Source organism: Niveispirillum sp. BGYR6 (assembly GCF_027568365.1).
GTDB lineage: Bacteria > Pseudomonadota > Alphaproteobacteria > Azospirillales > Azospirillaceae > Niveispirillum.
On record NZ_JANLNL010000001.1, the window covers coordinates 585,217 to 611,314 of the forward strand.

Genomic DNA, 26,098 nt, shown 5'->3' on the forward strand with positions numbered 1-26,098 from the left:
CCATGCCCCAAGCCCTATACCGGCCCCGCCTTGCCGGGCTGACGCGGGCGACCATATCACTGCTGGCCATCACCCCCACCCTGCTGTTCCTGCTGCTGGCCCTGGCGCTGCCGCTGGCGGCCCTGCTGTCGCAGGCGCTGCATGATCGGGCGGGGCATTTTGTCGGGCTGGCCAATCTGCGCGACTATCTGGCCAACCCGTCGCTGCTGGCCGCCCTGGGCAACAGCCTGATCCTGTCGCTGGTCAGCGCCGCCATCACTGTCACCCTGGCCTTTCTTTATGCCTATGGGCTGACGCGGACCCGGATGCCGGGGCGCAGCCTGTTCGCACTGATCGCGCAATTGCCCTTGCTGGCGCCGTCGCTGCTGCCCGGCATCTCCCTGATCTATCTGTTCGGCAATCAGGGGATGTTGAAGGGGGTGTTGGGCGGGCACAGCATCTATGGCCCCATCGGGATCGTGCTGGGGGAGGTGTTCTGGACCTTTCCCCATGCCCTGCTGATCCTCACCGCCGCGCTGTCGCTGGCTGACGCACGGCTGTATGAGGCGGCGCGTGCCTTGAAGGCGGGGCCCTGGCGGCGCTTTGCCACCATTACCCTGCCGTCGGTACGCCCCGGTCTGATCTCTGCCTTCGTCGCCGTCTTTGCCATGGTCATCACCGATTTCGGCGTGCCCAAGGTGATTGGCGGGCAGATGCCCCTGCTCTCCACCGACATTTACCGGCAGGTGATCGGCCAGCAGAATTTCCAGCGCGGGGCCGTGGTGGCCCTGCTGCTGCTGCTGCCGGCCCTGCTGACTTTCCTAATCGACCGGGCAATGGCGGCGCGGCCAAACGCCGCCCTGGGGGGCAAAGCGGTGGCGCTGGTGGCAGAACGCAACCGCGCGGTCGATACCGCTTTCCTGATCTTCTGCGCTGCCGTGGCCGGCTGCCTGCTGCTGATCCCGGTGACGGCCCTGTTCGCCTCCCTGGTCAGGCTGTGGCCTTATGACCTGACCTTGGGCCTGTGGCATTATCAGTTCGACATGGCGGACAGCAGCGGCTGGGAAGCCTATGGCAATTCCGTGAAACTGGCGGCTTTCACCGCCCTGTGCGGCACGCTGGTGATTTTCCCCGGTGCCTGGCTGGTGGTGAAGGGCCGGGCGGCGGCGGCGATGCGCCAGGGCATTCATGCGCTGGCGCTGCTGCCCCTGGCCGTGCCGGGGCTGGTGCTGGGGCTGGGCTATGTGTTTTTCCTGGCCGATCCGGGCAATCCGCTGCACGTGCTTCAGGGCACGCTGGCGCTGCTGGTGATCTGTACCATCGCCCATTATTACAGCGTGCCGCACCTGTCCGCGATGACCGCCCTGCGCCGGCTGGACCCGGAGCTGGAGGAAGCCGGGCGGGCGCTGAAAGTATCGCCCGCCGTGACGCTGCGCCGTGTCACCCTGCCGCTGACGCTGCCGGTGGTGCTGGACATGGCCTCCTACCTTTTCCTCAGCGCCCTGACGACCGTATCAGCCGTTGTCTTTCTCTATGATCCGGACACCAGTCTGGCGGCCTTGGCGGTGCTGGCCATGGATGATGCTGGCGATACCGCCCCGGCCGCCGCCATGGCAATGCTGATCTTCGCCACCGGCGCCGTGGCCCGCATCGGCTGGGCCCTGGCGACAGCCGGGCTTCGGCGGCGAACAGCGCGTTGGCAGACACGGACGGACGGTTGAAACGGGCGGCGCAGACGGTCACCCCGGCAAGGTAAGGTCAAAGATGGTGCCGCCCTGGCTGGATGGCAGGCAGCGCACATCGCCCCCATGGGCACGGGCAATGGCACGCACCACGGCCAGCCCCAGCCCGCTGCCCTGCCCGGACCGGGATTTCTGGCCCCGGTGAAAGGCATCAAACACGCTTTCCCGTAACGCCACCGGAATGCCGGGCCCCGCATCCTCCACCTGCAAATGGTAGAGACCATGGCGGCGGAAAGACCGGATATGCAGCGGTCCGGATTCGGCATGATTGATGGCATTGTCCAGCAGGGCCATCAGGGCCTGACGGATGCGCACCGGGTCACACACCACCTCGTCCGTGTCCATTTCCAGCTCCGGGACCAGCCCGGCAGCGCGGAGATTGGGTTCCAGCGTTCCCACCGCATCGCGCAGGCTGGCGGCCAGATCGCATTGTTCCAGCTGGATATCCAGCCGTCCGCTCTCCCCTAGCCCCAGCACGCGCAGATCCTCCACCAGCCGGGCCAACCCTTCCACCTGGCTCAACAAGCCCGCCAGCAGGGCGGGTGTGGGCTGGAAAACCCCTTCGGTCATGCCCTGCAGCCGTCCGCGCAGCACCGTCACCGGCGTGCGCAGCTCATGCGCGATGGCGGCGTTCCAGAAGGCCCGGTCGCGGGCCATGCTTTCCATCTGTTCGGCCAGATTATTGAAGTCCAGCACCAGCCGCGTGGCTTCCCCAATGGGGCTGCCATCCATCGTCGCCCGGGCGGAAAGGTCACCCTCCGCTACCCGGCGCAGGCTGGCCGCCACGGAATTCAATGGTGCCAGGATACGCCGGGCCAGTTTCACCGCAACACCTGTCGCCAAGATCAGCGCGACCAGCAGCGTGCCCGCCATCCAGATGATTTCTACCGGGTTGGGAACGATGTCATCGGAAATGCTGGAAGGAAAATATGTATAAAAATATGCATAAAAAGCATAAGAACCAAAGATCACAAGCAGTACCACACTGGTTGCGACGGCTGCCATCGACAGGATGATCTGACGTCGCAGACCGGAGCCCTTTGGAGGCACGATCCTTGGCGTCATACATCACCCAGTCGGTAACCGACGCCACGGACATTTGTTGGCACACCCGCAACACCTTGTGCCTCCAGCTTTTTGCGCAGCTTGCTCAGATGGCTGTCCACCGTCCGTTCCAGCGCCTCGCCTTCCGGCAGGCAGGCCTCCAGCAGTTCCATGCGGGTAAAGACCCGCTTCGGCATCCGGGCCAGATGCACCAGCAGCCGATATTCGGTCAGGGTCAGATCCAGGGGCAGGCTGTCGCCATCGGTTGTTTCGATCAGCGTTTGATGGCCTTCCAGGTCGATGCGCAGGGGGCCGAAGCGCAGGACGCGCGGGGAACGGGCGCCACCCTCCCCGCTACAGCGCCGCAGCACGGCCTGGACGCGTGCCACCACCTCCGCCGGGTTAAACGGCTTGACAACATAATCATCCGCCCCGATGCGCAAGCCCATCAGCTTGTCGATATCCTGGTCGAGCGCGGTCAACATGATGACAGGGGTATTGCCGCGATGGCGGATTTCGGCCAGCACCTGCCAGCCATCCAGCCGCGGCAACTGCACATCCAGCAACACCAGATCGGGGTGCAGGGTCAGATGCAGGTCCAGGGCCCGCCGGCCATCCTCGGCCCGGACCACGCGCAGCCCCGCCCGTTCCAGATAGGCGGTCAGGATATCGGCAATCTCCGGTTCATCTTCGGTGACAAGGATCAGCGCCTCGCCCGGCCGCCCCCGGCCGGGCGTCCCCGCATCGTCATGCGCATCCAGCATCATCATTCTTTTTTGCCATCTCCATCATTTCTCCACACACCCTCGATTAAAACACAACGGTCCTCTCAGACTTTCCCGGCGAGCGCCAGTCGGCCGTCATCGCATCAATCGCGAGGCAAACAGAGAATATGTACCGTAAATTGGCAATAACCGCTCTGTTGTTGGGCGGGGCAGCCTTTCTGGGTTTCTTGGTCCTGCAGAAGGGGACAAAAACCCATGCCGAAGTCGCAAAGAAGGAGATTCTGAGCGTCACGGTGACCAGTCCCCATACACAGACAATCATCGACCATACCGGCGTTGCCGGCACATTGGTGCCGCGAGAAGAGACCACGGTGATGGCTGAGCTTACCAATGTCCGCATCCTGGATGTGTCGGCCGAGGTGGGCGATCGTGTCAAAAAAGGCGACCCGCTGGCGGTGCTGGATGCAGAGGGCCTGCGCCTGCAGCTGGCGCAGATGGAGGCGGACTATGCCAAGGCCCGCGATGAGGCGACGCGGACCCTCTCCATCAAGGATACCGGCGCTGTCAGCGAAAGCCTGATCATGGAAAAGCGCAGCGCCCTGGCCACGATGAAGGCCAAGGTGGAGGAGGCAAAGCTGGCCATCCGGCGCGCCACCGTGCACGCGCCCACCGGTGGGGTGGTGTTCGAACGCCGGGCCCTGGTGGGGGGAATCGCCAACGCGACCGACCCGCTGTTCCGCATTGCACGCGATGGTGAAATTGAAGCCGAACTGCGTGTTCCCGAAGGCCAGGCCAACCGTGTGAAGCCGGCCAGCAATGTGCATCTGACGGTCCCTGGTGTTGCGGGTTCCCTGCTGGGGTCCGTGCGGCTGGTGTCGCCGCGCATTGATGCATCCGACCGTGCCGCCGCTGTACGTGTGACCGTCCCCAGCGCCCAGGGGCTGATGGTGGGCGGATTCGTCCATGGCGATATTGAACTGAACCCGGTGACGGCCCTGGCCTTACCGGCCACAGCCATTCAGCGCGATGGCGAGGGTGCCTTTGTCTGGGAGGTGGATGCCAGCAACCATGTCGTCCGCCATCCCGTAACGCCCCTGCTGCAACGGGATGGCGTGACCCTGGTCGAAGGGGTCACGCCCGATCTGCGGGTGGTGCAGCGCGCGGGAACGCTGATCCGTGCCGGTGATTTCGTGAAGACGGTGGAGGCACGCTGAGCCATGTCCATGCCAATTTCCACCTGGGCCATCCGCAATCCGATTCCGCCCATTGTCCTGTTTCTTGTGCTGACAGTTGCCGGTCTGATCGCGTTCCGGCAGCTTCCCGTCACCAATATGCCCAATGCCGTGGTGCCGGTCGTCAGCGTCATCATCAACCAGCCGGGAGCCTCTCCCAGCGAAATCGAAATCCAGATCACCCGACGCGTCGAAGGCGCCCTGGCGGGGCTGTCGGGGGTGAAGCACATCACCTCCACCATCGCCGAGGGGTCCTCCATCACCAATGTCGAATTCCATCTGGGCACGGATTACGACCGGGCCACCAATGATTCGCGCGACGCCTTGGCCAGCATCCGTGACCAGCTGCCACGCTCCATCCTGGAACCGCAGGTGCGGCGGGAAGAGGCGGATGGCGGGGCCATCTTCTCCTTCGGTGTCGAAGCACCGACCATGCGGCCGGAGGAACTGTCCTGGTTCGTGGATGACACGGTCAATCGCCGATTGCTGGCTGTTCCCGGCGTGGCCAAGGTGCAGCGCAATGGCGGCATCAACCATGAGGTGACGGTGACGCTGGACCCGGCCCGGCTGGCCGCCTTCGGCGTATCCGCCGCCGATATCAGCCGCCAGCTGGCCCAGACCAATATCGATCTGCCGGGCGGCCGGCTGGTGCAGGAAGGCACGGAATACAGCCTGCGTACCCTGGGCGGGGTCCAGTCCGTCAAGGCGCTGCGCCAGACCTGGATCAATCTGGGCAATGGCCGGGGGGTGCGCCTGGGTGAGATCGCCACGGTGACCGATGGCGGGGCCGAGCCCCGGTCCATCACCACCCTGAACGGCAAGCCGGCCGTCACCTTTGCGGTGTTCCGCGCCAAGGGGGCGAGCGAGCTGACCGTGGGTGCCGCCGTGCGGGAAGCGCTGGCCGATATTGCAGCCAACAACAAGGCCGTGACCTTCACCGAGCTGTTTTCCCTGGTCGATTTCACCCAGACCAGCTTCAGCTCCACCCTCTACACCTTTTTCGAAGGGGGGCTGCTGACGATCCTGACCGTCTTTTTGTTCCTGCGCGACGGGCGGTCGACGGCGCTGGCTGCCATCACCATCCCGCTTTCCATCATCCCCACCTTCCTGGCGCTTTATTTCCTGGGCTATTCGCTGAACATGGTCAGCCTGATGGCGATCTCCCTGGTCACCGGCGTGCTGGTGGATGATGCGATTGTGGAGATTGAGAATATCCATCGCCACATGGCGGATGATCCGACCAAGAAGCCCTATGATGCCGCCATCATCGCCGCCGATGAAATCGGGCTGGCTGTGGTGGCAACCACAGCGGTGATCTGCGCTGTCTTCATGCCGGTCAGCTTCATGGGCGGCGTGGTCGGTCAGTTCTTCGTGCAGTTCGGGGTGACGGTGGCGGTGGCGGCCTTCTTCTCCCTGGTGGTGGCCCGGCTGCTGACACCGATGCTGGCAGCCTATCTGCTGCGCGCACCCGCCACCCATCAGGGCCCGGTCGAAGGGCGCTGGGGGGCACGCTATCGCCGGCTGGTGGAATGGACGCTGGACCATCGTGGCGTGACCTTGCTGATCGCCGCGGCCAGCGTCGCCCTGTCCTTCGGCATGATCCCACTGCTGTCCACCGGCTATCTGCCCTATGAGGATTATTCCCAGTCAACGCTGACCATCGAGTTGCCGCGCGGTTCCACCCTGGCCCAGACGGATGCCACCGCCCAGCGCATGGCCGACATCCTGCGCGAACGGCCGGAAACGCTGTATGTGCTGACCAATGCCGGCGGGGAGCAGGGGGTGAATGTTGCCAACCTGCAGATCAAACTGGCCCCACCCAAGGAACGTGATATCAGCCAGCGTGAATTTGAAGCGCTGGTCCTGCCGGCCCTGTCGGTGGTGCCGGATGTCCGCGCCCGCTTCTCCAATTCCTCCGGTGGCAAGGATATCAGCATCATCCTGACCAGCGAGGATACGCAGGCCCTGGAGCGGACGGCCAAGGCCGTTGAACGCGGAATGCGCGGGATTGACGGCATCAATTCGGTTGGCAGCACCGCCCCGGTGTCACAGCCGGAAATCGTCATCACGCCCGATTTCGCCAAGGCGGCTCAACTGGGCATCAGCGTTCAGGCACTCAGCGATGCCGTGAATATCGCCACCATCGGCGATACCGACGCCAACCTGGCCAAGTTCAACCATAATGGCCGCCAGCTGGTTGTCCGCGTCCGGCTGGCAGCCGCACCGGAAACAACGCTGGAGACGGTGCGCGAGCTGCGGGTTCCCACAGCCGGTGGCGGGTCGGTGCCGCTTTCCGCGGTCGCCAGCATCCGGTTCGGGGCGGGGCCCGCCAGCATCGAACGCTATGACCGGCGCCGTAAGATCGCGGTGGAAGCCAATGTGGATGGGCTGTCGCTGGGGGATGCGCTGGAAATGATCCATGAGCTGCCGGCCATGGAGAACCTTCCCCGCAGCGTCGATGTCCGCAATGGCGGCGATGGGGAGGAGATGACCGACCTGTTCAACCGTTTCCTGGAAGCCATCGCCGCCGGGTTGATGCTGGTCTATGTCATCCAGGTTCTGCTCTACAAGGACTGGATCCAGCCGCTGACCCGGATGGCGGCGCTGCCGCTTTCCATCGGGGGTGCTTTCCTGGCCCTGTTGCTGACCAACACCGATCTCAACATGTCAGCCGCCATCGGCATCCTGATGTTGATGGGGATTGCCGACAAGAACTCCATCCTGCTGGTGGATTATATGGTGGAGCGTATCCGCAACGGGGTCGATCGGCGGCAGGCCATTGTCGAATCCTGCACTGTCCGGGCCCGGCCGATCATCATGACCTCGTTGGCCATGCTGGCCGGGATGCTGCCCATCGCGCTGGGCATCGGCCTGGATACGGCGTTTCGTGAGCCCATGGCGATTGCGGTGATCGGGGGGCTGATCTCCTCCACCGCGCTCAGCCTGATCTTCGTCCCGGTCCTGTTCGATTATGTGCGTGATGCGGAGGACTGGCTGGTGCCCCGGCTGCGTCGCCTGCTTTGATACTCTGTTACCATGATCAGAACCGATCGGTTCTGATCATGGCCCTCAATCGCCGGCGCCAACATCCGTTGGCTTGGCTTCACGCGGCACGTGCCGCGCGGCGGCGGTCGCCGCCGTACCAAGTTGCGATGCGTTCTGCTCATCGCAACTTGGTATGACCTGCCCCTTCAGACCGGCCACCCGGCAGACCCGATCCAGGGTCACCGGGCGGCCGGTGGCCCCGTTCCCTGGTCCAAGGACCGATCCCATGCGCCTGCCCATCCTGGTCGCCCTAATGCTGACCGTCTCCGCCTGCAAGACCGTGGCCCCGCTGGAAAAGCCGGAGCCGCCGATCCCCGCCGCCTTCACCCCGGCGCTGACACCCGATGGGGCCGGCGAGGCCCGGCGGCTGACACGGGAGGAGATGTTCCGCGACCCGCGCCTGCTGCGGGTCATTGATCTGGCCCTGGAGAATAACCGTGACCTGCGGCTGGCCCTGCTGAATGTTGAAACGGCACGGGCACAGAACAACATCCAGAATGCCGCAACCCAACCCGATATCGACCTCCAGACCTCCTCCAACCTGGAACGCACCAGGGTGCAGCGCAAGCGCAAGCCGGAGATGATCCTGCAGAACAATCTGAGCATTAATCTGAATGCATTCGAGATTGATCTGTTCGGTCGCGTCCGCGCCATGACGGAGGCCGCCGCCGCCCGCTATCTGGCCAGCGAGGAAGGCTATCGCGCGGCGCGGGCCACGCTGATCGGGGCTGTGGCCGAGAGCTATTTTGCCCAGCGGCTGGCCATTGAACAGCGGGCGCTGATGGAAAACATCCTGGCTGACTGGCGGCAATCGGCGGAACTGGCCAGCGCACGCTGGCGCAGCGGCACCGGGAACGAGGTGGATGTGATCCGTGCCCAGGCCCAGGTCTCCGCCGCCGAAGCGGATCTGCGCGGGCGTGAACGGGCGGTGCTGCGCGCGGATAATGCGCTGCGCCTGATCGTCGGTGCCGACCTGCCGGCGGACCTGCCCCCCGCCCTGGCGCTGGACCAGAACCCGGTGGTGACCCGGCTGCCGGCCGGTCTTCCCTCTGACCTGCTGCTGAACCGGCCGGATATCCGGCAGGCCGAACAGGTGTTGCAGGCCAGCAATGCCGATGTGGCGGCCGCCCGGGCCGCCTTCTTCCCCCGCCTGTCCTTGACGGCCGCCGTCGGTTTCACCTCCCCCGCGCTGGGGTCGCTTTTCAGCCCCACAAACAATACCTGGAGCTTCGCCCCCCGGCTGGCCCTGCCGATCTTCAATGGCGGCCGCCTGGAAGGTGAATTGGACGTGGCAAAGGTGCGGCGCAACGAAGCCGTCGCCCAATATGAAAAGGCGATCCAGACCGCCTTCCGGGAGGTTGCCGACGGGCTGGCGGGCAGCGCCACGCTGGACGCCCAGATTGATGCCCAGCAGCGCACCGTGGCCGAGGTGAAACGCGGCGTGGCCATGGCGGAGGCCCGTTACAAGGCAGGGCTGGAAGGCCGGCTGGAACTGTTGGATGCCCAACGGCAGCTGCAGATGACCCAACAGGCCCTGCTCGCCCTGCAGGCCGAAAATATCGTCAATGCCGTCGCCCTCTACAAGGCGCTGGGGGGAGAAGCGACCTGGAAATAATCGGGAAAAGGGTCACAAGGGGCCGCCATGCCGGCCCCTCTTTTCTCCCGCCGATATTATGAATTGTTTCCAATCAGGGGCATTTTTTCGCCGCCAAAAGAGGGGGTGACTTTTACGAAGGGCGCGATATAAAGTCCGGCGGCGCAATGGATATTGAAGGCGGTGCTGTTCTTAGGAATTTTTTCTCCGATAGAATAAACTGCCCGCAATCACATTGAAATACCCGGTCAGAGAATCACGATGCGTATCGGCTTTCTTTTCAACCATGACCAAATTCATCAGGTCGCCCATAGCCTTCCTATCGCCATTGCGCTGGCCGATGCTGGTTTCGCCGGTGAGATCATTGTTGCCACCACAACGGAACGGATGAAGCGGGAGGTTCTGCGCCTGGGTGGCGACCGGATCGGCCGCAGCATCCAGCATGTGGCGCTGGAGCTGAAGGGAAAATCCCAGACCCTGTCACGCCTGCTGGAATTCGCCATACCTTCCCGCAAGCTTTTGATCTATGGCGATAATCTGGATTTCTTCCGCAGCCTGGACATTATGGTGGTGGCGGAAAAGACCTCCCTGGTGCTGAAGAAGCATTATGGGCTGACCAATCTGAAAATCGTCCATACCCGCCATGGGGCGGGCGACCGGGCCATCGGCTTTGACAAGGCCAGTGCCGGTTTCGACCATGTGCTCTGCTCCGGCCCCAAGATCAAGGAACGGTTGATCGCGGAGGCGGGCGTTCCGGCGGAACGGATCAGCATTGTCGGTTACCCGAAATTCGACACGCTCAACCCCAGCGTCACCCGGTTTCCGGTGCAGAACGACAAGCCGGTGGTGTTCTATAATCCGCATTGTTCCGCCCATCTGTCCTCCTGGTTCAAACATGGGCGGCAGGTGCTGGATTTCTTTGTCGGTAATGATGATTACCAGCTGATCTTCGCCCCCCATGTCATGCTGTTCGAACGCAAGTTCGTGATGACCATCGACAAGCTGCGGCTGGATCGGCCGGGCCGCATCGATGAACGCTATCTGAAGTCGCCCAACATCCATATCGATCTGGGCAGCCGGGCCTGCACGGATATGAGTTACACATTGATGGCCGATCTCTATCTGGGGGATGTCAGCAGCCAGATTTATGAATTCCTGCTGCGGCCACGCCCCTGCCTGTTCCTGAACAGCCAGGGCGTGGATTGGCGCCAAGACACCAATTACACGCACTGGCAGGCCGGCCCGGTGATCGACAGTCCGGCGCAACTGGCTGCCGGGCTGAAACAGGCCCTGGAAAGCCATCCGGGCGACTATCTGCCCGTGCAGCAGCAGATGTTCGCCCGCAGTTTCGATCTGGATGATCGCCCCTCCTCCCGCCGGGCGGCAGACGTTCTGATGCGGCTGGCCGATCAGACATCCGGCGCTATTGCATGAGCGCGCTGATCACCATCCTGCTGCCCTTCTTCAATGAAGAAGGTTGGATCGGGGCGACCATCGACAGCCTCATCGCGCAGCATGATCAGCGTTTCCATCTGATTTTATTGGATAATGCCTCCACCGATGGCGGGCGGGCGGAGGCGGAGCGGCATCTGGCCGGCTGGGATGCGGGCATGTCCCGGATCGTCCCGGTGGCCATTCCGGGGAAAACCAATGCCCTGACCGCCGGCCTGTCACTGGTTACCACCCCCTATGTGGCCATCTGTGATGCCGATACGCATTACCCGCCCTGCTATGTCGCCAATTGCCTGAAACTGTTTGCCGGCCGCGCCGATGCGACGGCCGTCATGGCGATTGATCTTTACGATCCGGCAGACAGCGCAGCGGCAAAAAAGCGGATGAACCGCATCCTCGGCAAGGCCCGCCGGCACCGTGACCGCTGCCATGCCGGGGGCTATGCCCAGGCCTTCCGTACCGACGCGCTGCGGGCGGTCGGCGGCTTTGATACTCAGCGCTGGCCCTTTGTGCTGGAGGATCACGAGGTCATCCATCGTGTTCACCGGCTGGGCATTTCGCTTTATGATGCCAGCCATTATTGTCACCCGTCACCCCGGCGGGGCGACAGGCGCTGTGTCAGCTGGACAAGGTTCGAACGTTTGCTCTATCGCTTCCTGCCCCGGTCCCGGATGGATTGGTTCTTTTACGAATTCCTGTGGCGGAGACTGGAACACCGCCGCGCCTTTGCCGCCGCTTTGCGAGAGAAGAATTGGACGTGAACCAGGGTGGGGCGCCGCAGGGCACGCTGCGGCGCATTTTCAGCGGGCTGGGGCTGGTGCTGGGGGGCAAGGCCGGGGCGGGGCTGATCAGTCTGGCCTATCTGGTCATCGCCACCCGCGCCCTCGGACCGCATGATTATGGTGTGCTGGTGCTGATCCATGGCTATGTCACCACCGTCTGCGGCATTGTGGAATTTCCCGCCTGGCAAGCCGTTGTCCGCTATGGGGCGGAGGCACGGCGCGATGAAGCCACACACCGGCTATCCCGCCTGCTGCGCTTTGGCGCGCGGGTGGAGCTGCTAGGCGGGCTGGCCGCCATCCTGACGGCGGCCATCTGCGCGCCGTTGATCGGCCCGCGGCTGGGCTGGCCGGAAACGGCCCTGGTGCTCTCCCTGCCTTACAGTCTGGCCGTGCTGGGCTCCGTCCGCTCCACGCCGGCCGGATATCTGCAATTGATCAACCGGTTCGATCTGCTGGGGCTGCATAATCTGGTCCAGCCGCTGGTGCGGCTGGCGGGTGCCGGGTTGGCGGCCCTGGCCGGCTGGGGGCTGACCGGTTTCCTGGCGGCCTGGCTGCTGGCGGCATTGGCGGAATTCGCCGTGCTCTGGGCGCTTGGCCTGTGGTTCGCACATCAGCATCTGGGGCGGGATCTGCGCCATCCGGAACCGGGCAATGCGGTGGCCGATAATCCGGGCATCTGGCGCTTTCTGCTGGCCAGCAATGCCGATGTGACCTTGAGCGAACTGGCCGGGCGGGCGGCACCGCTGATCGTTGGCTGGGTACTGGGGCCGACGGCGGCGGGCCTGTTCTCCGTGGCGCAGCGCGCCACCGTGCTGATCGCCCAGCCGGCGCAGATATTGGGCAATACCGCTTATCCGGAAATGGCCCGCATGGTGGCCAGCGGACAGGGGGGCAGCGCCCTGCGCCATACGGTGCTGCGCGTCACCGGCATCGCGCTGGCAGCCAGCCTGCCCATCATTGCCCTGGTCTGGCTATTCGCCCCGCAAATCGTCCGGCTGATCGCCGGGCCGGAATTTGCCGGGGCGGCGGGGTTGATGGTGGTGCTGGTGCTGGCCCGTGCGCTGGCCCTGGCCGGGCCGCCGGCCACGGCGGCGCTGACGGCGCTGGGGCGGCCCGGCTGGTCCATGTCGGCCAACCTGACGGCCAGCCTGCTGTTCCTGCCCATTCTGCCGGTGCTGCTGAACCTGCAGGGGCTGGACGGGGCCGGTTTCCAGGCCATCGGACAGGCCGCCACCGCCAGCCTGCTGCTGCTGATTCTGGCCTGGAAACGGAGCGCGCAGGCATGAGCACCGCCCCCCGCATCGCCTATATCATCAATTCCGTGGAGGGCGGCGGCGCCGCCCTGCCCGTGCCCGCCGTTACAAAGGTGATGCGCGATGCCGGGGCCAGCGTGCGCGTCTTCGCCCTGACCCGCCGGGATGGCCGCGCCCTGCCGCCGATGCAGGCGGCCGGGCTGGACCCGCTGGTGCGCGAGGGCGGTACCGGTGACCATGGGCAGGCGCTGCGCTGGCTGCACCGGGAGGTGCGGGCCTGGGGCGCTACCCATCTCTGGACCTCGCTCAGCCGCGCCACCATCCTGGGCCTGCTGCTGGGGCCCTATCTGGGCCTGCCCGTCATCTGCTGGCAGCACGCGGCCTTTCTGAAACCCTGGAACCGCCGCTTGATGCGGCTGTTGCAATCGCGGGCGACATTGTGGGTGGGGGATTCCGCTTCTGTCTCCGCCTTGACGCGGCAGCGGCTGGCAGTGGGCGAAGACCGGCTGATGACCTGGCCGATCTTCGCCGCCGATCCGGCCCAACCCGTCGCCCCCGCCTGGCAGCCGGGCCAGACGCTGGAATTGGGCAGCCTGGGCCGGCTGCATCCGGTCAAGGGCTATGATGGCTTGATTGAAGCCCTGGCCCTGTTGCGCCAGCTGGGTTTCACCCCACCCTGCCCCATCCGCCTGACCCTGGCCGGCGAAGGCGATGAACGGGAAAGGCTGGCCGCCCTGGCAGCACAGGGCGGGGTGGCAGATATCGTGCTGCCCGGCTATGTCGACCGGCCGCAACAATTTCTGGCCGGCCTGCATCTTTACCTGCAACCCTCCCGGTCGGAGGGTTTCTGTATCGCCGCCCACGAAGCCATGGTGGCGGGTCTGCCCGTGCTGGCATCGGCCGTGGGGGAAATCCCCTTCAGCATTCAGGAAGGCATTACCGGTCACACGGTGCCGCCACGCGATGTGCCAGCCTTGGCCGACCGGCTGGGCCGGCTGCTGGCCGAACCGGGGCGGCTGCACGCCATGGGCAGTGCCGCACGGGCGCATATCCTGGACCGCTTCTCCCTCAGCCGCTTCAACGCAGCCGGTCAGGCCATCATGCAGCGGATCAGCGGAACCGGCGCCTGAGTTCCAGCCAGAGGCCGGCCAGCGAACGGTCGATATATTTCACGTCGATCACGGTCACCCCGCCGCCAGCGCTCAACGTATGAAACCCCTCCCGGTAGCGCCCGGCCGAGGCCGGCACATCCAGCGGTGCGCCCGCCTGTGCGGTGAACCCCGTCTCATCCAGCCGGTCGATCCAGAGCGGGCGCAAGGCGCCCCCATAGGTGCGGCTGCAATCCTGTGTCGGCAGCATGATCCGCCCGTCGATCAGCGCCGCCGTCCCGCCGGGACGGGATGAGGTCATGTCAACGCGCACCGGGTTGCCCGGATGCGGATGCCAGGGGCCGGTGATACGTTCAGCCCAGGCGACATGCAGATGCCCCATCCGGGTTTCCCGCCGATCAGCCGGGGAATAAAACAACCACCACCGCCCCTCATGGTAAAGCGGGGTGGCATCCACCGGTACCCGGTCCAGCCCGATCTCCGCTTCCCGCACCCAATCATGCAAGCCGTCGCGCATCCGGTAGAGATACAGGCGGCCAGAGCGGTGCGCCTCCGGCAGCATCCAGACAGCGCCGTCGGCCGCGAATACGGTGGGGTAGGAAAGATGCCAGGGTTCGGCCAGACAGGGCCGCCGCTCCAGCAGCTTGAAATCGGCATCCAGGGTCAGCAGGTCGATGGTGCCGTGCCGGCTGTTATAATCATAGGCTTCGGCAAAAAGGTGCAGATACCCGTCCTGCCGCCAGGGAAAGGGATCGGCCAGGAAATGAAAACGGGGTTCTTCCGCCAGCCAATGCACGGGCTGATCCGCCAGCCCCTGGCTCAATACCTGCTCCACAGGCCGGTCGATGATACCGCATCTCCAGATATCCTTGCGGCGCGGCATCTTTCCCTCCCGTCACCCAGTGCTGCGGGTGATGCGGATACCCAATTTCTTCACCCGGTGCCAGAGGCTGCGTTCAGTAATGCCCAGACGTTCGGCCGCGCGGGCCTGGATGCCGCCGCATTCCCGCAAGGCACGGGTGAGGATTTCCTTTTCCACCCGCGCCAGTTCGGCATCCAGATCGGCCGGCAGGGCCGCACCGGCACCGCTGGCCAGTCGCGGCCGATCCTCGAACAGATAGGGCGGCAGGTCGCCCACCTCCACCATCGGCCCCTGCGCCACGATGACAGCCCGTTCGATGCAATTCTGCAATTCCCGGATATTACCCTGCCAGCGATAAGCCTCCATCGCCGTCAGGGCCGGCTTGGAAAAGCCGGTCAGCCTTTTGGACATGAAGCGGGAATGACGGGAAAGGAAATGCGCGGCGAGTGCGGGAATATCCCCCGGCCGGTCGCGCAGGGCCGGCACGGTGATGGGGAAAACATTCAGCCGGTAGTATAGATCCTCCCGGAAGTTGCCCTTCTCCACCTCCTTGCGCAGGTCACGGTGGCTGGCAGCGATGAAGCGGACATCCACCTTGATGGAGCGGGTGCCGCCCACCATTTCGAATGTCTGTTCCTGCACAGCCCGCAGCACCTTGGCCTGCAAGGCCAGCGGCATGTCGCCAATCTCATCCAGGAACAGGGTGCCGCCATTGGCCAGGGAGAAGCGGCCATCGCGGGCAGCGATGGCACCAGTGAAGGCCCCCTTCACATGGCCGAACAACTCGCTCTCCATCAGGTTTTCCGGGATGGCGGCGCAATTGACGGCAACGAACGGCTTGTCGCGGCGCTGGCTGTTATCATGGATGGCGCGGGCGATCAGCTCCTTGCCGGTGCCGCTTTCCCCATGCAACAGCACCGTGGCCCGGCTGTCGCACACATCGGTGACCTGTTTCAACACCTGCTGAAACGGGGCGCTGGTGCCAATCAGGCTGCCGAAATCGAACTTGTCGCGCAGTTCCTGGCGCAGCCGACGATTATCATCCTCCGCATCGCGCAGTTTCAGCGCCCGGCTGATGGTGGCAACGACATCGTCCATTTCAAAGGGCTTGGCGACATAGTCGAAGGCCCCCTCACGGATCAGCGCCACCGCATCGCGTACCGAGGCATAGGCCGTCATGATAATGACGGGCAGTTCCGGCCGCGCCACCTGCAACTGGTTCAGCAAGTCCCGCCCGGAAGCACCCGGCATCCGCAGATCGCTCAGCACCAAGCGAACATCATTTTCATCCAGAAAGGCCAGGGCGGCGGGCACATTATCCACGGCATGGGCTTCAAAGCCGCGGGCTTGCAGCCCTGCCGCCGTCACCTCCCCCAGTCGCGTCTCGTCATCGACGATCAGGATCACGCCTACCTCCCCTCCTCCGGCGGTGCCAGGGGCAGCCGCAGGGTGAAACAGGTGCCCACACCGGTTTCACTTTCACATAAGACGGTTCCGCCATGCTGTTCGACAATATGGCGCACCCGGGCAAGGCCAAGGCCCGTGCCGCGCGGCTTGGTGGTGACGAAAGGTTCGAACAGGCGCTGCCGCACCTCCGGATCAATGCCATTGCCCGTATCGGCGATACTGACCAGCACCAGCTCCCCCTCCCTCTCCACCCGCGTGGTCAGGGTGCCCCCCTGGGGCATGGCATCCATGGCATTCAGGATGATGTTCAAGAAGACCTGATGGAGTTGTTCCGCATCGGCCTGGATGATGAAGGCGCCGGGCTGCCCGGCGCTTTCCACTACAATGTTGCGCTGCTCCAGATCATGCTTGGCGAAGGTCAGCGTATTGCCCAGTTCCAGCGCCACATCAACCGGCCGGCGCAACAGGATGCGCGGGCGGGCGAAATCCAGCAATTCCTGCACCAGATGATCAATCCGCCCCACCTCCTCCAGCACAAAGCCGACCAGCCGGTCGCTGTCCGGTGGCAGGGGGGATTTCATCCGCAGTACCTGGCTGGATGTCTTGATGATACCCAGCGGATTGCGGATTTCATGGGCCAGAACGGCCGCCGCCTCCCCCAGCGTGGCCAGCTGTTCGCGCCGGCGGACCAGCGATTCACGCTCGCGCATCACCTCCAGCCGGGACGCCATGGCGTTGAAGCCTGCCGATAGTTCAGTCAGTTCGCCCCCGCCAGCTACGGGCACGCGCGCCTTGAAATCCCCTTCCCGCACATGGCGCAAGGCCTGGCTCAGCGTCGTCAGGGGGCGGGAGATCAGTTTCGACAGCCACAGTGCCACCAAAAGTGAATTCAGCGCCGCACCACCGGACAGGGCGAGAAACAGTTCCAGCGTGCGCACATGGGCCAGCATGGAAAGCTGGTTGGCCAGCCGGCTGGAAACAATGCCCACCAAGGTCCCATCCAGATCGCGCAACGGGGCAAAGCCGGTCGCCAGATGGTCATCATCGTCAACCGGGGGTGCCAGCAGACTGCGCGCACCCGATACCAGCTTTTCCCGCACCCCTGGCGGCAAATGTGCCGGCACGCCATTGGCCAGCACGGTGCCATCATGGGCAATGGCAAAAACCTCGATCATCAGGCCGGGGACGCTGTCCGACATATTGATCATGATGCCGTCCCAGCGGTCGGCCACCAGCGCGTAATAACGTTGGCCATCGCGCTCGAACCGGCGTGTGGCGCCCATCAACAGGACAGGGCGACCTTCATCATCATTCACCAGGAAAAAGCCGCTGCGTTCCCCCTTGGGCAGGCTGCTGCCATGCCCGACGGGGCCGTTGGAGAACAGCAGATTGCCATCGGCATCATAGACGGCCACCGCATCGAAGCCGGCCGAATTCAACAGATGTGCGCTGAAATTCAGCGGCCCCTTATCCAGGCCACGGTTCCCCAGCGTTGCCGCCATGATGCTGGCCGCCTGTCGCGCTTCCGTCTCGTCACTCACCGATTGTTCGGCAAAGAAACGGGCCGATTCCTCCAGCCAGTTTTCCATGTTCGAGGCAAAGGCTGCCGAAATAATGTCCGCCGCAACGTAGCAGGCCAGCAGGACCGGCACAGCGCTGACCAGTACGAAGGCACTGACCAGCCGCCAGCGCAGCCGCATATCCGGCAGGAATGACAGGACAAACGCCTTCCAGCCGATCTTCATGCCCCTTCCCCGCTGGCGTTGCGTGCCTTCAACTCCGGATCCCAGCGATCAAAGGCCAGCCAGGGGGCGAGCCGCCGCAGCAGACGGTTCAGCAGGCCGATACGGCAGCGCACCAGGATGGCAGACGGCAGCAGCCCGCTGCCGAACCGAAGCTTGGAGGCGTAAGCTGTCTGGCCGGACTGGAACAGGCGGCGCCCCGTTTTCAATGTGAACCGCACATTTTCCATCCAGCTGACGGCGTAAATATTGTGGTCACGTGCCAACGGATATTCCATGCCCAGGAACTTGTCGATCACCCGGTCATCGCCCAGCAAAAGCAGGTTGAATGCCGCCAACCGATCCCCCACCCAGTAGAGCACGAAACGTGCCCTGTCTCCCAGGGCTTCGGGAATTTTCTGGAAATACCCGGCGGGCAACTCCTCGAAATCGCCATAGCTCAGGCTGGAATGGGTCCGGGTGCTCTCATACAGCGCTTCGATGCGGGGCAACAGGTCGCCAGCCGACATCCGGTGCTCAATACGCACCTGCCCGCCGACCGCCTTGAGTTTGCGCCGGATATCCTTGCGGGTGCCCGACGAAAGGCGCTCCAGATAGGCGGTCTCGCTGGCCACTCCCTCCAGGTCAAGGGCAGCAACGGGCAGGCTGTTGATATGGGTATAGCCAGCCGCCGCCAGCAGGGGGGAAAGCCAGCCGGCCTCCGGTGCTGCCATATCCTTGAAGGCCAGCAGCCGCGCCTTGCGCCGCGCCGCCTCCCGCTCCAGCAGGTCCAGAAAGGCGGTCACCGCCCACAGGCGCTGGTCAGGCGAAAGGCCGGGCCGCAGGGCCACGGGGCAGCGCTCCGTCAGTGCAGAACCCACACCCAGCAGGCGCCAGACCATCAGGCCCGGCAGCAGGCGGGACAGGAAACCGGCCACCGCCGCCGCCCGGCCTTCCTGGAAGGGGGTATCCAGTCGGTATTCCATCTCGAACAGCGGGGCGGCCATCAGCAGGCCGTCGGCATCCATCACGGCGGCAATCTCGCCGCCGCAAGCTTTCAGATAGGCCCAGCCCTCCGCCTCGCCGGGGAAACAGGCATCCCATTCCGCCTGGGGCAGCCGGTCGATCCCGGAGAGAACCAGGGCGCGCAAACCGGTATCAACCGCCATTGGCCACCTTGGCACGCACGGACGGGGTGGCAGACGCCCCGGAGAAGCCCGTCAGGAAGCTGTTCACCCGGGCGGCCACCAGATCGCGCTGCCCGTCAACGGTCACCAGATGATAGCTGTCATCCAAAATCAACGCCTCCACCCGCCCGGCCAGATGGCGCTGGATGTGGAAGGCGTTGGACAGGCTGGCAATATCATCATTGCGGGCATGGACCAGCAGGGTCGGCTGGCGCACCTGCCCCAGACGCGGCTTCACATCATCGGTCAGGCGCCACATCTCTCGAATGGCCCCGGACGGGGTGGAGAGCAGCCCGGCGGCCGAGCTGTCACCACTATGCATCGCCCGCACCACGGCGGCGCGGATACGTTCATCCTTGATGCCATAGGGCGGCTTTTCCACAAAGGAAAGCCGCGGCCCGATGGGGGTATGGATCAGGATACGCAGCAGGAAACCATACCAGGGGATGGACCAGCCATCATAACGCAGCGTGGGCGCCAGCATCACCAGCCCATGCACACGCTCCGGCTGCAGGGCTGCCAGCCGGGCGGCCAGCAGCGCGCCCATCGACAGGCCACCGACGACGATCCGGTCACAATCCTGTTCCAGCCGGGCCAAACCTTCTTCAACCGAGGCGTACCAGGACTGCCAGGGGGTTGCGGCCAGTTCCTCCCCCGTGCCGCAATGGCCGGCCAGATGGCAGCACAGCACGTCGGCCCCACCATCGCGCGCCTTGCGGGCCAGCGGCTTCATCTCCACCGGCGTACCGCCCAGCCCATGCACCAGCAGCAAACCCAGGCGCCCGCCATTGATCCCGTTGCCGGTCATATGGATGCTGCGATCGGTCGTCATAATGGCCAAATCCTTTCACGGGCCATCTCATCGGCCATCGCCAGGATGCGCCGGTTGGTCCCGTCATTGATGCTCGATGTATTGTCGGGGGGTTGTACGGAATCCCGGTCGGTGGCCGACAGGAACCAGCGGAACGGATCACGGAAGACAGGCGGGGAGTAATCGCCGCAGACATCCATGCCCAGCAGGCGCCGTTTCTGTGCCAGACGGCGCACCAACCCCAGCACGGCATCCAGCTTCATGCCGCCCTGGTCCCAGTTGGTGACGGCCTCCGCCGGGGTCAGCACATCCTTGTCCAGCGATACCCACAGGCCACCGGACGGCAGCCGGCGGTCCAGATCGTCGCAGAACGCGTCCCAGTCGGCATTGTCCAGATTATGCCAGTGGATGGCACCATCGCGCGTGCCGCAGCCCGGCCCATCGACCGGCCGGCCCCAGATGCGGCTGGGTTCGGCGTGCCAGGGATGCACCTCCAGCCGGCCCGACCGAACCGCTTCCAGATTGGCGAACTGCCATTCCGGGCGCACGAAATCATCGCTGGCGGGCCCGATGGTGACGATGCGCTGTACCAGCGGGTTCTCCAGCGCCCGGTTCACCCAGGCGCCGCAGTTCCAGGTGGCGGGAAAACCCGTCCAGTCCGGGTGATTGTCAAAATGCAGCACCGTGACCGGCTCGCGCACCGTCTGCAGGAAAAACGCCGCCAGATGGTGGAAGTCGCCCGACCCGTAGAAGATCAGCGGGGCAGCCCCACCCTGCGGCGGAAAGGCCGCGTCAACCCGCGCCCGCAATGTCGCCAGGCTGCGCCGCCCGCCGACAATGCGCAGACGCGGCCCCAGATCGCGGGCGGACACCAGCACAGCCTTCCCCTGCTGCACATGATCCGCCAGCGCCGGTTGCGCGGGAAGCGACCCATCCAGGTCCAATATCAGGCACGGTACACCCAACCCCATCACCCCTGCCCTTATTCCGCCGCCGCGGCGGCCGGCGAGGCGTTCCGGACCAACCAGTCATGGAACAGGGCCGTCAGATCGGCGAAGCCGGTAAAGGGCTGATGCGGAATGGCATGGTCGCGGCAATGCGCCGCCAGCTTGCCCTTGGCAAACACCTGATCGGCGCTGCCGGCGCCGCAGAAATCCGACCGGCCATCGCCGATCAGGATGGTCAGACCGCCCGTGCGGCGCTGGCCGGCTTCCATGCAGGCGCATTTGCAATTGCCTGCCGCCGTGGCACAGCCGGCGCTGGCATAGGGGAAGGTCAAGCGCCATTGATCCTCGCCCACCGGCTCCATCCGGTTGGACAGGACCGGGGCATCAACCCCCAGCCGTTTCAGCACACCGCGCGCCACCACATCCAGCCCGTCGGACAGGATGGTGAAAGGCATGTTCCATTGCCGGCAGAGTTCAACAAAGCCCATGAAGCCGGGATCGACGGCGATCTGCTGCACCATTTCGGCCATCGCCGCCGGCGTGGCCCGCAACAGGGCGACCTGACGGGCCATACATTCCCGCGATCCCATCTCCCCCCGTTCCCAGGCCGCTTCCACATCATGCCATTCCGGCAGGGCGAACCGTTCCAGGATCAGGTCCGTGGTATCGGTGGCGGAGATGGTGCCATCGAAATCGATATAAAGCTGGGGAAGCGCGCGCATTTGGCTATTCATCCGGGAAGTGAGGACGCCCTCTCTTTCCGCAAACTCTGTGCCAAAGGCAGCATTGGCGGATTTCCGCGCCTCACAACGTCCGCACTCCCCCTTCCTCCAAAATTGGAGCTACAAATTTTGTAGTTTCCCTCGCCTTTGGAGGTACCGAACTATGTCGGATGGCGGGGGAGAAGCAGGTGAAAACATAGGCATTCCGCCAGAAGCGGACAGCTGGCACTGCCGATGCGGACAGCTGGCACAGCCGATGCAGTAGGGGGTTACCGCCCGGCCGATGGCCCGGCGCTATCCACTTTCTTGCAGGTGTCGCAGCATGACCCAAAGCTACTGTCAGCCCGACCGTTATCGCCAGAGTGCAGCCTTGTTCGACAAGGCACGCGCCATCATCCCCGGCGGGGTCAACAGCACGGCGCGGGCAACCTGGTCCGGGTGGGATCCCCATCCGCTGTTCATTTCCCACGGCACCGGCTCACGCGTTACCGACGTCGATGGTAACGAATATATTGATTACCTGCTGGGCCTGGGGCCCATGCTGCTGGGACACCGCCCGAAGGCTGTGACACAGGCGGTCATCAATCAGATCGAACAGCATGGCACCGTCTTTGCCCTGCCCGTGGCTGACGAGACGGCCCTGGCGGAGAAGATCCGCCGCGCCGTGCCCAGCATGGAACGGGTACGTCTGTGCAATACCGGCACCGAAGCGGTGCTCTACACCATTCGTCTGGCCCGCGCCTTCACCGGCAAGAACAAGATCATCCGGTTCGAGGGCATGTATCACGGCTTCTCCGACGGGATTTACTGGAGCAAGCACCCCAACCCGGAAACGGCCGGCCCCGACCGCGCACCGCGCCCCGTGCCGCAGGGTCCGGGGATGCCCAACGGCATCGGCGACAGCCTGATCATCCTGCCCTGGAATGATGTGCACGCCCTGCGGGAGACGCTGGAGCGCGAAGGGTCGAATATCGCCGCCATCATCACCGAACCAATCATGTGCAATACCGGCTGCATCCTGCCGGAGAATGGTTACCTGGAAGCCATGCGCACGCTGAGCGAGCGCCATGGCGTGGTGCTGATCTTCGACGAAGTGATCACCGGCTTCCGCATCGCCCTGGGGGGCGCCCAGGCCCATTATGGCATCACGCCCGACCTGTCCGTCTTCGCCAAGGGCCTGGGTGGCGGCTTCCCGGTGGCCTGCATGGGCGGCCGTGCCGACATCATGGCCCTGGTCGAACAGGGTCGTGTTTCCATGGCCGGCACCTATAATGCCAACGGCATTGCGGTCGCCGCCGGTAATGCGGCGCTGGATGAACTGGCCAAGCCCGGCATGTACGAGCACCTGTACAATGTGTCCGACCGGCTGCGCGAAGGGCTGACCAGCCTGATCCACGATCTGCGCGCGCCGGCCCATGTCGTTGGCCTGGGCCCGGTCTTCCAGCTCTGGTTCTCCCGTGAGCCGATCCGCAATTACCGTGACGCGGCCCGCCATGCCGATCATGATGCCTTCCGCCTGTGGTGGGAAGGCATGTTGAACCGGGGCGTCATGTTCCATCCCGGTGCTTATGAGAACCTGTTCGTCTCCTTCGCGCACACGGTGGATGATGTGGATCAGACGCTGGCTGCAGCGCGTGAAACACTGACCGACATGCTGTCGCGTTGATCAGGACAGGCATGGTGAAGCGTCTGCTTTTGCTGGCAGCCCTGCTGGGCTGTACCCCCCTGCCTGCGCAGGGCGGATCACTGGCGGATGTCTTTACCATGCCGGATATCCGGCTCTCGGCCGGGCCCGGCATGGTGCTGGGCCCGCATTATCCGGGGGCATCGGGCAGCCATCTGCAGCCCTATCCTTATGTCGATGGCCAGATCGGCAATGATATCAGCTTTGACAGCGAGAACGGGTTGCGCCTCACCCTGTTGTCGCTGGAAGGGCTGGAGGCAGGGTTGGCGGCCGGCTATCGTGCCGGCCGCGCCACCCATGACATGCCCGCCAACCTGCGCCCCCTGCATGGGGTGGATGAGGCGATCACCCTGGGCGGTTTCGCCAGCTACAGCATCGGCCCCTTCTCCCTGGATGTGGAGGCGTTGCGCGACGCGGTGCCGGGGCGCCAGCGGCTGATGCTGGAAATAGAAAGCGCCATCAACATTCCGTTCGGCGATCCGGCGGAACGCAAAGGGATTTCCTTCGGTCCCTATCTGGAAATCGCCAGCAACGGCTTTCAACAGACCTATTTCGGCGTCGATGCCGGACAGGCCGCGGACAGCGGCTTCCGCCCCTTCTATCCCAAGGGGGGACCGCTGATGGCGGGCCTTGATCTGGAAAGCTCCTTGCGATTGTACCAGCGCTGGTCGCTGGCAGGCTTCGTCAATTGGGGCCGGATGCTGTCGGATGCTGCCCGATCCCCCCTGGTGCGCCAGGGCGGATCGCGGGATCAGCTCAGCGCCGGCCTGTTCCTTGTTTATGATTTCTGACGGACACCCCATGTCTCAACTCGCCATCATCCTCTGGCTTCTGAACATGCTGCTCGATACCGGCGGGCAACTGGCCTTCAAGAAGGCTGCCACCGCCCCCGGCGACGGTCTGGCGCGCTGGCGCGCCATGGGGGGCCAGCCCTGGATCTGGCTGGGCGTCCTTTGTTATGGCGGCGAGTTCCTGGCCTGGACGGCGTTCCTGTCCACCGTACCCCTGTCGCAGGGGGTGCTGCTGGGCTCCGTCAATATCATCATCGTCATGATCGCCGGACGGCTGCTGTTCGCCGAACGGCTGAGCCGGATGCGGGTTGCCGGCATTCTGTTGATCGCCGCCGGGGTCACCCTGGTCGGAATGGGTGGAGGGGCATGATGCGGCGCGGGATCATTATCGGCTTTATCTGCCTGCTGGGTTTCGACGTGCTGGCCCAGATCGGTTTCAAACTGGCCGCCGAGGCCGCCTTGCCCGTGGCGGCCAATGTGGATTGGCTGTTGCGATTGCTGGCGCATCCCGGTGCCTATATGGCGGTGGCCGGCTATATCGGTGCCTTCTTCACCTGGATGTCGCTGCTGAAACACGCCCCCATCGGCCCGGCCTTTGCCGCATCGCATCTGGAGGTGGTGGCGGTCATGCCCTTTGCCGTGGTGCTGTTCGGAGAGGTGGTCAATCTGCCGCAATTGCTGGGGGCCGTCATCATCGTGGCGGGGATCATCTGTCTGGCGCTGGATGAAGACCATGCCGCCGGCCCAGCCTGATCCTTTCCGCGAGTTGCCGCCCACGGCGGGGCTGCCCATCGGCTGGCGCGACCTGCTGGCCGGTTTCACGGCAAGCGAGGGCGGCTTTACCCGCGCTGCCGCCCGCTTTCTGGGGGTGGACCAGCTGCTGCTGACCTGTTCCGGTACTGCCGCGCTGGTTGTCGCGCTGAAGACATTGGCCCTGCGCAGCCGCCGCCGCGACGTGATCGTGCCGGCCTATACCTGCCCGCTGATGGCCATCGCTGTGGCCCATTGCGGGCTGCGGCTGGTGACCTGCGATCTGGCCCCAGCCGGGATCGGCATGGATCTGGACATGCTGCGGGGGCTGATCGGGCCGCAGACCCTGGCCATCGTGCCCACGCATCTGGCCGGCCGGGTGGCACCGGTGGCGCCGGTGCGCCAGCTGGCCGCCCAGCACGGCGCCTTTGTGGTGGAGGATGCCGCCCAGGCCTTTGGCGCGTTCCAAGATGGCCAGCCGGTGGGCACCCTGGGCGATATCGGCTTTTACAGTTTCGCCGTCGGCAAGGGGCTGACGCTGTATGAGGGCGGGCTGATCCATGCCGGCGATCCGGCCTTGCGGGCGGAGCTGGCGCGCAGTGCAGCGGAGATCCTGCGCCCGGCCCCCCTGATGGAACTGCGGCGCAGCCTGGAACTGGCCGCCTATGCGCTCTGCTATCGGCCCCGGCTGCTGCCATGGGTCTATGGCGCGCCGCTGCGCCGGCATCTGCGGCACCGGGATATGGTAGCCGCCGCCGGCGATGATTTCGGCATGGATATCCCGCTGCACCCGGTAGGCCGCTGGCGCCAGGGTGTGGGCGAAAGCGCCCTGGCCCGGCTGGCGGATTTCCTGGAAGCCGGGCGGGAGCGGGGGGAAAGGCTGCGCAGACAGCTGGAAACGATCAGCGGTATCAAGGTGATCAGCGATGCGCCGGGGGCCAGGGGAAACTGGCCCGCCCTGATGGTGCAATTGCCGGATCGGCAAAGGCGGGATCAGGCCCTGCAAGCGCTCTGGGGCGCCGGGGTGGGGGTCTCCTGCCTGTTTGTCCATGCGCTGAATGATTATCCCTATCTGGCCCCCATCGTCCCCGCCATAAGCCATCCCCGCGCCCGCTGCTTTGCCGGCACCAGCCTGTTGATCGGCAATTCCCCCTGGATGCGGGATCAGGATATGGAGCGGATTTATACGACATTGGCGGCGCTGACCGCCCTGCCGCAACAGCCGCCGGAGCGCGCCAATCGGCAGGGACAGGGCTGAT

General features: G+C 64.7%; 22 protein-coding genes. 13 read left to right on the forward strand and 9 right to left on the reverse strand.

What is annotated here, in order from left to right; translation table 11 throughout:
* Window positions 1-2: 2 nt before the first annotated feature.
* The gene (locus PCJ49_RS02435) at window positions 3-1,700 is read left to right on the forward strand and encodes a putative 2-aminoethylphosphonate ABC transporter permease subunit (protein WP_269909817.1); all 1,698 of its coding nucleotides are present in this window, start codon (window positions 3-5) and stop codon (window positions 1,698-1,700) included.
* Between the two features lie 18 nt (window positions 1,701-1,718).
* Here the strand turns inward: PCJ49_RS02435 and PCJ49_RS02440 are convergent, their stop codons facing one another.
* Window positions 1,719-2,594, reverse strand: coding sequence for an ATP-binding protein (locus PCJ49_RS02440; RefSeq protein WP_269909548.1), 876 nt, complete (start codon window positions 2,592-2,594; stop codon window positions 1,719-1,721).
* A 188-nt stretch (window positions 2,595-2,782) separates the two neighbouring features.
* Window positions 2,783-3,529 (reverse strand): response regulator, encoded by a 747-nt coding sequence (locus PCJ49_RS02445; RefSeq protein WP_347710418.1) that lies wholly within the window; start codon window positions 3,527-3,529, stop codon window positions 2,783-2,785.
* 254 nt (window positions 3,530-3,783) lie between these two features.
* On the opposite strand from PCJ49_RS02445, the gene PCJ49_RS02450 reads away from it, so the two are divergent.
* The 7 genes from PCJ49_RS02450 (at window position 3,784) to PCJ49_RS02480 (ending at window position 13,978) form a co-directional block, all read left to right on the forward strand.
* A complete protein-coding gene (locus PCJ49_RS02450; protein WP_269909549.1) occupies window positions 3,784-4,704 on the forward strand; it encodes an efflux RND transporter periplasmic adaptor subunit in 921 nt (306 codons plus the stop codon).
* Between the two features lie 3 nt (window positions 4,705-4,707).
* Window positions 4,708-7,746, forward strand: a complete 3,039-nt coding sequence (locus PCJ49_RS02455; protein WP_269909550.1) for an efflux RND transporter permease subunit — start codon at window positions 4,708-4,710, stop codon at window positions 7,744-7,746.
* A gap of 247 nt (window positions 7,747-7,993) precedes the next feature.
* Complete coding sequence (locus tag PCJ49_RS02460; protein ID WP_269909551.1) at window positions 7,994-9,382, forward strand: efflux transporter outer membrane subunit; 1,389 nt, start codon at window positions 7,994-7,996, stop codon at window positions 9,380-9,382.
* Window positions 9,383-9,622: 240 nt separating this feature from the next.
* Window positions 9,623-10,795, forward strand: coding sequence for a hypothetical protein (locus PCJ49_RS02465; protein WP_269909552.1), 1,173 nt, complete (start codon window positions 9,623-9,625; stop codon window positions 10,793-10,795).
* A complete protein-coding gene (locus PCJ49_RS02470) occupies window positions 10,792-11,574 on the forward strand; it encodes a glycosyltransferase family 2 protein (RefSeq protein WP_269909553.1) in 783 nt (260 codons plus the stop codon). Before PCJ49_RS02465 ends, PCJ49_RS02470 begins: the two co-directional genes overlap by 4 nt.
* Window positions 11,571-12,881, forward strand: a complete 1,311-nt coding sequence (locus PCJ49_RS02475; protein WP_269909554.1) for a lipopolysaccharide biosynthesis protein — start codon at window positions 11,571-11,573, stop codon at window positions 12,879-12,881. The genes PCJ49_RS02470 and PCJ49_RS02475 overlap by 4 nt, the downstream gene beginning before the upstream one ends.
* Entirely contained in the window at window positions 12,878-13,978 is a 1,101-nt protein-coding gene (locus tag PCJ49_RS02480; RefSeq protein WP_269909555.1) for a glycosyltransferase family 4 protein, read from the forward strand. The genes PCJ49_RS02475 and PCJ49_RS02480 overlap by 4 nt, the downstream gene beginning before the upstream one ends.
* Here PCJ49_RS02480 and PCJ49_RS02485 read toward each other — a convergent pair.
* The 7 genes from PCJ49_RS02485 to PCJ49_RS02515 are packed head-to-tail and all read right to left on the reverse strand — an operon-like array spanning window position 13,959 to window position 21,614.
* On the reverse strand, window positions 13,959-14,840 hold the full coding sequence (locus PCJ49_RS02485) for a formyl transferase (RefSeq protein ID WP_269909556.1): 882 nt from the start codon (window positions 14,838-14,840) through the stop codon (window positions 13,959-13,961). The two genes, PCJ49_RS02480 and PCJ49_RS02485, sit on opposite strands and share 20 nt — an antisense overlap.
* Before the next feature lie 12 nt (window positions 14,841-14,852).
* Window positions 14,853-16,226, reverse strand: coding sequence for a sigma-54 dependent transcriptional regulator (locus tag PCJ49_RS02490; protein ID WP_269909557.1), 1,374 nt, complete (start codon window positions 16,224-16,226; stop codon window positions 14,853-14,855).
* Between the two features lie 2 nt (window positions 16,227-16,228).
* Window positions 16,229-17,971, reverse strand: coding sequence for an ATP-binding protein (locus PCJ49_RS02495; RefSeq protein WP_269909558.1), 1,743 nt, complete (start codon window positions 17,969-17,971; stop codon window positions 16,229-16,231).
* Complete coding sequence (locus PCJ49_RS02500) at window positions 17,968-19,116, reverse strand: GNAT family N-acetyltransferase (RefSeq protein ID WP_269909559.1); 1,149 nt, start codon at window positions 19,114-19,116, stop codon at window positions 17,968-17,970. The genes PCJ49_RS02495 and PCJ49_RS02500 overlap by 4 nt, the downstream gene beginning before the upstream one ends.
* Window positions 19,106-19,966: an alpha/beta fold hydrolase gene (locus tag PCJ49_RS02505; protein WP_269909560.1), complete on the reverse strand. Its 861-nt coding sequence runs from the start codon at window positions 19,964-19,966 to the stop codon at window positions 19,106-19,108. The genes PCJ49_RS02500 and PCJ49_RS02505 overlap by 11 nt, the downstream gene beginning before the upstream one ends.
* Window positions 19,963-20,916 (reverse strand): arginase family protein, encoded by a 954-nt coding sequence (locus PCJ49_RS02510; RefSeq protein ID WP_269909561.1) that lies wholly within the window; start codon window positions 20,914-20,916, stop codon window positions 19,963-19,965. The genes PCJ49_RS02505 and PCJ49_RS02510 overlap by 4 nt, the downstream gene beginning before the upstream one ends.
* Window positions 20,917-20,927: 11 nt before the next feature.
* Window positions 20,928-21,614, reverse strand: coding sequence for an HAD-IB family phosphatase (locus PCJ49_RS02515; RefSeq protein WP_269909562.1), 687 nt, complete (start codon window positions 21,612-21,614; stop codon window positions 20,928-20,930).
* Between the two features lie 322 nt (window positions 21,615-21,936).
* On the opposite strand from PCJ49_RS02515, the gene PCJ49_RS02520 reads away from it, so the two are divergent.
* Genes PCJ49_RS02520 through PCJ49_RS02540 form a run of 5 tightly spaced genes read left to right on the forward strand, consistent with a single transcriptional unit; the run spans window position 21,937 to window position 26,097 of the window.
* Complete coding sequence (locus PCJ49_RS02520; protein ID WP_269909563.1) at window positions 21,937-23,280, forward strand: aspartate aminotransferase family protein; 1,344 nt, start codon at window positions 21,937-21,939, stop codon at window positions 23,278-23,280.
* A gap of 11 nt (window positions 23,281-23,291) precedes the next feature.
* A complete protein-coding gene (locus tag PCJ49_RS02525; RefSeq protein ID WP_269909564.1) occupies window positions 23,292-24,089 on the forward strand; it encodes a MipA/OmpV family protein in 798 nt (265 codons plus the stop codon).
* A gap of 10 nt (window positions 24,090-24,099) precedes the next feature.
* The gene (locus PCJ49_RS02530) at window positions 24,100-24,459 is read left to right on the forward strand and encodes an EamA family transporter (RefSeq protein WP_089287041.1); all 360 of its coding nucleotides are present in this window, start codon (window positions 24,100-24,102) and stop codon (window positions 24,457-24,459) included.
* Window positions 24,456-24,842 carry an EamA family transporter gene (locus tag PCJ49_RS02535; RefSeq protein ID WP_244559419.1) on the forward strand — a complete coding sequence of 129 codons (387 nt, stop codon included), beginning with the start codon at window positions 24,456-24,458 and terminating at the stop codon, window positions 24,840-24,842. Before PCJ49_RS02530 ends, PCJ49_RS02535 begins: the two co-directional genes overlap by 4 nt.
* Window positions 24,823-26,097, forward strand: coding sequence for an aminotransferase class I/II-fold pyridoxal phosphate-dependent enzyme (locus PCJ49_RS02540; RefSeq protein WP_269909565.1), 1,275 nt, complete (start codon window positions 24,823-24,825; stop codon window positions 26,095-26,097). Before PCJ49_RS02535 ends, PCJ49_RS02540 begins: the two co-directional genes overlap by 20 nt.
* Window position 26,098 lies beyond the last annotated feature (1 nt).